Origin of the sequence: Halothiobacillus sp., assembly GCF_027346185.1 — a bacterium.
Taxonomy (GTDB): domain Bacteria; phylum Pseudomonadota; class Gammaproteobacteria; order Halothiobacillales; family Halothiobacillaceae; genus Halothiobacillus.
On sequence record NZ_DAIESY010000108.1, the window covers coordinates 1 to 6,592 of the forward strand.

At 54.9% G+C, this 6,592-nt stretch carries 8 protein-coding genes; 6 read left to right on the forward strand and 2 right to left on the reverse strand.

Annotation, left to right across the window (positions count from 1 at the left end; all coding sequences use genetic code 11):
* Together M7R55_RS07730 and bioD are read left to right on the forward strand one after the other, a co-directional pair.
* The coding region (locus M7R55_RS07730) for a phosphoribosylaminoimidazolesuccinocarboxamide synthase (protein WP_298219841.1) at positions 1 to 814 on the forward strand (814 nt) is incomplete at its 5' end.
* On the forward strand, positions 807 to 1,556 hold the full coding sequence (bioD, locus tag M7R55_RS07735; RefSeq protein ID WP_298219842.1) for a dethiobiotin synthase: 750 nt from the start codon (positions 807 to 809) through the stop codon (positions 1,554 to 1,556). The genes M7R55_RS07730 and bioD, both read left to right, overlap by 8 nt.
* Before the next feature lie 34 nt (positions 1,557 to 1,590).
* Here the strand turns inward: bioD and M7R55_RS07740 are convergent, their stop codons facing one another.
* Together M7R55_RS07740 and M7R55_RS07745 are read right to left on the reverse strand one after the other, a co-directional pair.
* Positions 1,591 to 2,040: a nuclear transport factor 2 family protein gene (locus M7R55_RS07740; RefSeq protein WP_298219843.1), complete on the reverse strand. Its 450-nt coding sequence runs from the start codon at positions 2,038 to 2,040 to the stop codon at positions 1,591 to 1,593.
* A complete protein-coding gene (locus M7R55_RS07745; RefSeq protein WP_298219844.1) occupies positions 2,037 to 2,804 on the reverse strand; it encodes an SDR family NAD(P)-dependent oxidoreductase in 768 nt (255 codons plus the stop codon). Before M7R55_RS07745 ends, M7R55_RS07740 begins: the two co-directional genes overlap by 4 nt.
* 255 nt (positions 2,805 to 3,059) lie before the next feature.
* Between M7R55_RS07745 and M7R55_RS07750 the strand changes: the two genes are divergently transcribed.
* The 4 genes from M7R55_RS07750 to M7R55_RS07765 all read left to right on the forward strand — a co-directional run.
* Positions 3,060 to 4,361: an FAD-dependent oxidoreductase gene (locus M7R55_RS07750; protein ID WP_298219845.1), complete on the forward strand. Its 1,302-nt coding sequence runs from the start codon at positions 3,060 to 3,062 to the stop codon at positions 4,359 to 4,361.
* On the forward strand, positions 4,358 to 5,152 hold the full coding sequence (locus M7R55_RS07755) for a DUF1365 domain-containing protein (RefSeq protein ID WP_298219846.1): 795 nt from the start codon (positions 4,358 to 4,360) through the stop codon (positions 5,150 to 5,152). The genes M7R55_RS07750 and M7R55_RS07755 overlap by 4 nt, the downstream gene beginning before the upstream one ends.
* Positions 5,134 to 6,408: a cyclopropane-fatty-acyl-phospholipid synthase family protein gene (locus M7R55_RS07760; RefSeq protein ID WP_298219847.1), complete on the forward strand. Its 1,275-nt coding sequence runs from the start codon at positions 5,134 to 5,136 to the stop codon at positions 6,406 to 6,408. Before M7R55_RS07755 ends, M7R55_RS07760 begins: the two co-directional genes overlap by 19 nt.
* The coding region (locus M7R55_RS07765) for an MFS transporter (protein WP_298219848.1) at positions 6,405 to 6,592 on the forward strand (188 nt) is incomplete at its 3' end. The genes M7R55_RS07760 and M7R55_RS07765, both read left to right, overlap by 4 nt.

A 6,592-nucleotide genomic window follows, 5' to 3' on the forward strand; every position in this document is an offset into this window, starting at 1 on the left:
TGACCGTCTGTTGATTGTTACAACCGATCGCATTTCTGCCTTCGATGTCATCCTGCCCACGGCCATTCCGGACAAGGGACGGGTATTGACCGCGATTTCCCGCTTCTGGTTCGATCGCACCCGCAATATTGTGCCGAATCACCTGACGGACGACCAATCGCTGGCCAATATCATCCCCGATCGTGATGAGCGCGCCCTGCTGGAGGGTCGAAGCCTGATCGTGAAGCGACTGAGGGCATTGCCGATCGAAGCCGTCGTGCGCGGCTACCTGATCGGCACCGGCTACAAGGATTATCTGGCCACCGGCGCGGTATGCGGCATCGCGCTCCCGAAAGGTCTGCCCCTGGCGGCCCGCCTGCCAGAACCGATCTTCACACCGGCGACGAAGGCAGCGGTTGGCGATCACGATGAAAACATCGATTTTGACACCACTGTTTCCCTGCTTGGTCGCCCACTGGCCGAACAGGTGCGGGATACCGCCATCAAGCTCTATCAGGAAGCCGCGAAATACGCATTGGAACGCGGCATCATCATTGCCGATACCAAATTCGAATTCGGTCTGGATGACCAAGGCACGCTGCATCTGATCGACGAGGCGCTCACACCCGATTCATCAAGGTTCTGGCCAGTCGATCAGTACAAAACAGGCATAAGTCCGCCGTCCTTCGACAAGCAATTCGTCCGCGATTGGCTGGAAACACTGGACTGGAACAAGAAAGCACCCGGCCCACAAATCCCGGCCGATATTGTCGAGCAGACCCGATCGCGCTATCTCGAAGCCTACCGCCTGCTGACCGGCACCAAACTTGACTGAACTTCAACCAGCGCCAGCCGCCGCGCGCGGCGTGGTGGTTCTGGCCACCGATACCGGCGTGGGCAAGACATTCGTCGGCTGCGCACTGACGCAAGCGCTACGCTCAAGCGGTTTTCATGTGCGCGTGCGCAAACCTGTAGAAACCGGCTGTTCGATCATTACCGACACACTCGTGCCAGCAGATGCCTCGTTACTGTGGTCTGCCGCAGGACAGGTGGACACACTGGATGACGTTTGCCCGTTACGCTTCACATTGCCTGTGGCCGCGCCCCAGGCAGCCGCCAGCGAAGGCGTATCCCTACAGTTCGAGAAAGATATTGCTCCGCTCTTGAAAGATGCAGGCAACAATCGGCACGCTGCATTGCGTGAATTCTGGATTATCGAGGGGGCGGGCGGGGCGCTATCGCCACTGACAGAAGATGCACTCAACTGTGCGCTGGCAACATTCACGGGACTGCCCGTCATTTTGATTGCCCCGGACCGACTCGGCACCTTGAGCACGCTGTTTGCGCATATTGAAGCGCTCGCCCGTCGCGCAATCCCCATCGCGGCCATTGTGCTCAATCAACGCCCCGCGCATCTGGACGCGGACAATATCGGCAGTCTTAAGAGATGGCTTCCCGAACTCATGTCCCAACAAGGGGCTGCGCCAAAACACAGGCCCGTTCTGCTCTCGTTTGCTCAGGATGAGTCCGCGCAGTCGGCGGGAAAACGCTTGATGGATGTCCTGCTGAATACATAAACCGGCGGGCAGCATGACTTCGCCGAGGAGATAATCAGGACGACAACCGCCCGCGCACCCAGCGAAGAATAGCGCCGAGAAGCGGTACCTTGTTGTACACCTGCTCTGCCGGGTCCCAGTAATCAATATGCTCGATAACCAAGCCAAACTCATCGAACACGACTCGACTGACGCCTGTGAGTGTCAACTGTTCCGGCGTACCGCAACAAAAACGCCAATAAAAATACACCACTTGAGCGTCGGGCACGAAAGCCATTTCTTCAACCAGAAATCGTAGTTTCGGGCAGCGCCGAAAACCGTGTGCGAACACGCGAACAATCACGTCGCGCCCAATCACATCGTTAAATGGATCCTTGAAACGGGCTTCGGGAGAAAACACACGCGCCAATTCATCCAAGGCATCCGCATCAAGGTGACGAATAACCTCGGCAAAGTTATAGGCCGCCGCCTTCAATGCTGACGCTGATAACGAACTTGCGGTCATGGTTTAAGCATCCGACGGGTCAAGGCGAAAAAAAGTGGATAAGGCAGGATGCGAATAAGCTTCATCACAAAACCAAATCCATTGGGCACCAACAGCTCAAAGCCTCTTCGATCAAGCTTTTTGAGAATCAGGCGCGCGGCCTCTTCCGGCTCGAGTATGCCCGGCATCTCGAAGTCATTTTTGGCGGTCAGTACCGTCCGCACGAAGCCCGGATTGATAACTCTCAGCAGAACCCCATTCCGTGCGAACTCTGGAGCCAGTGATTCTGCCATGTTGATCAGTGCCGCCTTGGTCGCGCCGTATGGGGCGGCATACGGCAACCCCCTGAAACCGGCGACACTCGCAGTAATCAGAATCTGCCCCGCGCCTTGCTGTAAAAATTGTTGGCGCACGGCGTTGATACCATGAATCACGCCCATGAAGTTAATTTGCATCAAGCGTTCAAACAACGCGGGATCAAAGTCGGCGAGACTCATTGGGGAATAATCTGCCGCATTGAGGATCACGCGATCAATGCGCGCCCATCGTGCCAATAATTCGGACAATCCCTTATCCAGAGTCTCCGGCTTGGTTACATCCACTGCAATGAGTTGGACTTGATCGCCATACCGCTCAGTAAGATCCGCCAAGCCCTCCAAATGGCGCGCAGATACCACCACCCTATCGCCCTGCAACAGCAACCCTTCAGCCAGGGCACGACCAATGCCGCTACTGCCGCCAACGATCCATGTCACGCGCTGTCGAGAATGATCAACATTCGGCATTTCGTTCTCCTAAATTATGGCCACCAGCCCCAGAGCTTAGACCGCTTCTCGAAACATGACCTCAGGCAGCTCAAGCGCATCATGCCCCTGCAGATTCGAAAAGAGGAGTTTGCTGGACAGGATCCAAGGTCAGGGACATGGTTGCACATTAGTTATACATAATCTGTACATACAAGTGTGCAACCGCAAACAGATTTCATGCGTATATGAACTGTAACGACCATTTCAACCGAGCCGCCAAGCGAACAAAAAATAATGGATACAACCAAACAGACGCCTGCTGACCGCCCTCGAAGGATCGCCGTCATCGGCTCCGGTATTGCGGGAGTCGCCTCTGCCTGGCTTCTGGGTGGCAAACATGAAGTAACCCTGTTCGAAAAAAACGACTACCTCGGTGGCCACACGCATACCCATCGGTTTGAAGATCAGGGTCACCCTGTTTCGGTGGATACGGGATTCATTGTGTTCAACCGTCCCAACTATCCCCATTTGACCGGCTTGCTCTCGCATCTTGGCATCGCAACTAAACCGACGCAGATGTCTTTCGGCGTGAGTCTGGATCAAGGACGCCTTGAATATGGCGGCAGCGACCTGTCCACCCTTTTTGTGCAGAAAATCAACCTGATACGCGCCAGATTCATCACAATGGTGCGGGATATCCTGCGCTTCAATCGTGAAGGCAAAGCGGCGCTTCGCGACCCTGCATTTCCCCAAGACGAATCCTTGGGTGACTTTCTGGACCGGCGACGCTTTGGTGTCGGTCTACGTGCCGACTATCTCTTGCCTATGGCAGCGGCGATCTGGTCTTGCCCCACTGAAGTCATGCTCGAATTCCCCGCGCTCAGTTTTTTGCAGTTTTTCGAAAACCACGGCTTGATGAATGTCAACGACCGGCCTCAATGGGAAACGATCAAGGGCGGTTCGCGCAGCTACATCGATGCCATGCTCAAGGACGCACGCTTCAACTATCGCCTCAATTGCCCCATCAACCGGGTGATTCGAGAGCCGGATGGCATCTATCTTCCCGAAACCAGCGAACGCTTCGACGCCTGTATCTTTGCCGGTCATGCGGATCAGACACTAGCCGCACTGGATGAGGCAGACGCGCATGAGCAAGCTGTGCTGGGTGCATTCCGCTTTCAGGAAAACCAGGCTTATCTGCATCACGATAAGGATCTTATGCCTCGCCGCCGCGCTGTTTGGTCAAGCTGGAATTACCTAGGTCAAAAAGGAGCGTCCGGCCACCGGGCCGTGGCCGTTACCTACTGGATGAATCATCTTCAGCAACTGGATACACCCTCCGACTGGCTGGTCACGCTCAATCCGTTTCAGCCCCCGCGCGCTGAACTGATCCGAGCAAAAATCACCTACCACCACCCGGTATTCGACGCCAAAACAAGTCGTGCCCAACAGCAATTACCTCAACTGCAAGGCCACCGTAACTGTTATTACGCCGGTGCATGGACAGGCTATGGCTTCCATGAAGATGGCTTGAGATCTGCCGTCAACATTGCATTGGCGTTTGGCATCACGCCACCTTGGCAGGCAAATAAATGAGCGGTAGCACACTGTACATCGGCAAAGTCATGCACCAGCGGATGCGTGGCCCGGCTTACCGCTTCGAGTATCGCGTGTTCAGCCTGCTGGTCGATTTGGACGACTATGAACAAAATTTTCCCGCATTGCGTTGGTTGTCGGCCAATCGATTCAACCTGTTTTCAGTCCATGCACGTGATTTGGGGCCGCGTCAAAAAGAAGCATCTCTGCGAGCATGGATCAACCAGGCCTGCGCCGATCAAGGTTTTGATATTTCACAAGGGCGCGTGCTCATCAACACCTATCCCCGCGTGCTCGGTTACCAGTTCAACCCACTCAATGTCTGGTATTGCTTTGACCACGCGCAGCAATTGGTGGCGATTGATTGCGAGGTGAGCAATACCTTCGGCGAGTTTCATCATTATTTGCTGCACGACCAGGGCAGGCCATTGGAACTGCCGTTCCAGGCCAGCGCAGACAAGGTTTTCCACGTATCCCCATTCCTCGATATGGCGATGCGTTATCACTTTAAATTCAACCAACCCGCCGAACGGCTGAGTGTTTCTATTCGGGAAAATGCGCTCACCGAAATCGGTGAAGAACTGACGCTGGTCGCAACGCATCATGCGCATCGTCGCCCATTGAGCGACGGGCGGCTCTGGCTTGAGGCAATAAGAATTCCCTTTCTCACACTCAAAGTGATCGGTCTGATTCATTGGCACGCTTTGAAAATATGGCTCAAGGGCGGTGTCTTCCATAAATCACCGCCAAAACCGTCTTCGGAGATAAGCTCATGTCCCAAAGCCAAATAAAAGCAATGAAAAACAACGTCCTTGAACTGCCGATCTCGGCCAGATGGGTATATTCACTGCTGGGTGGAATACGCATCGGGCAGATCCGCGTGCTCACCGATGAAGGTCAGGAACACACGTTTGCCGGTCAAACGCACCCTGAGCTCAAAGCGGAGTGGCGCCTGCATCACCCCGCCCGGTTATTATCTCGTCTGGCTCGACTGGGCGATATTGGTATTGCCGAAGCCTACATTCACGGTGATTTTTCTACCGACAACCTCACGCGTTTGCTGGAAATCGGCGCACGCAATATGGATGTGATGCGCAATGACTTGCGTGCCGGATTTTGGGCACGGCTGATTCACCGCCTGCAACATGCGCTCAGAAGCAACCACAAGCTGGGCAGTCGGCGCAATATTTCCGCCCATTATGATTTGGGCAATGAGTTTTACCGTCTGTGGCTGGATCCCAGCATGACTTATTCGTCGGCCCTTTTCAGCCGCCCCGATGAACCGATGGCCGAAGCGCAAGCACGAAAATACCAACGTTTGATCGATGCGCTCGAAGCCAAACCGGGCGACCATATTCTTGAAATCGGCTGCGGCTGGGGTGGTTTTGCCGAGCAAGCGACGGGCCAAGGGATTCACGTATCCGGCATTACCTTGTCCACTGAGCAACAGGCATTTGCCATCGAGCGAATGGCGTGCGTCAAACACCCCGCGCAGGCTGAATTTTTCCTCCGCGATTACCGTGATCAAACCGGCACGTTCGATCACATCGTCTCGGTCGAGATGTTTGAGGCCGTCGGCGAACGCTACTGGCCCACGTATTTTCAGACCATCTACGACCGTCTTAAGCCGGGTGGACGCGCAGCCATCCAAGTCATCACGATTTCAGAAAAAGCCTTCGAATCCTATCGGCGCGAGCCTGACTTCATCCAGTTGTACATCTTTCCCGGCGGCATGTTGCCCACCATCGAACTCTTTACCCAAGGTGCCAGCCACGCGGGTCTTGAGGTCAAAGACACTTTCCTTTTCGGCAAGGATTACGCACGCACCTTGAGCCGTTGGGCAGAATCCTTCAACCTTCATACCGATGCGCTGGAAGCACAAGGCTTCGATGCGCGTATTCGCAGAACATGGCAATACTACCTGGCCTATTGTGAAGCCGGTTTCCTGGCAGAACACATCAACGTGGCCCAAGTTCTACTCGAAAAACCGATGATCGCCAAAAACAAAGCGCGCGAAACGGCCATCGAACTCAAGGACATGGCGTGAATCGAGACGCCAATTTGTCCCTCGGGCAGGTGCTTGCCTATGGGGCAACCGGGCTTCCTTTGGCCATTATGGGCATCCCCTTGTATGTGTACCTGCCCCCGTTTTACGCACAGCAATTAGGGCTGGGGCTGGGCGCCGTGGGCTTGGCCTTGATGATCAGCCGTTTATGGGATGTCATCCTCGA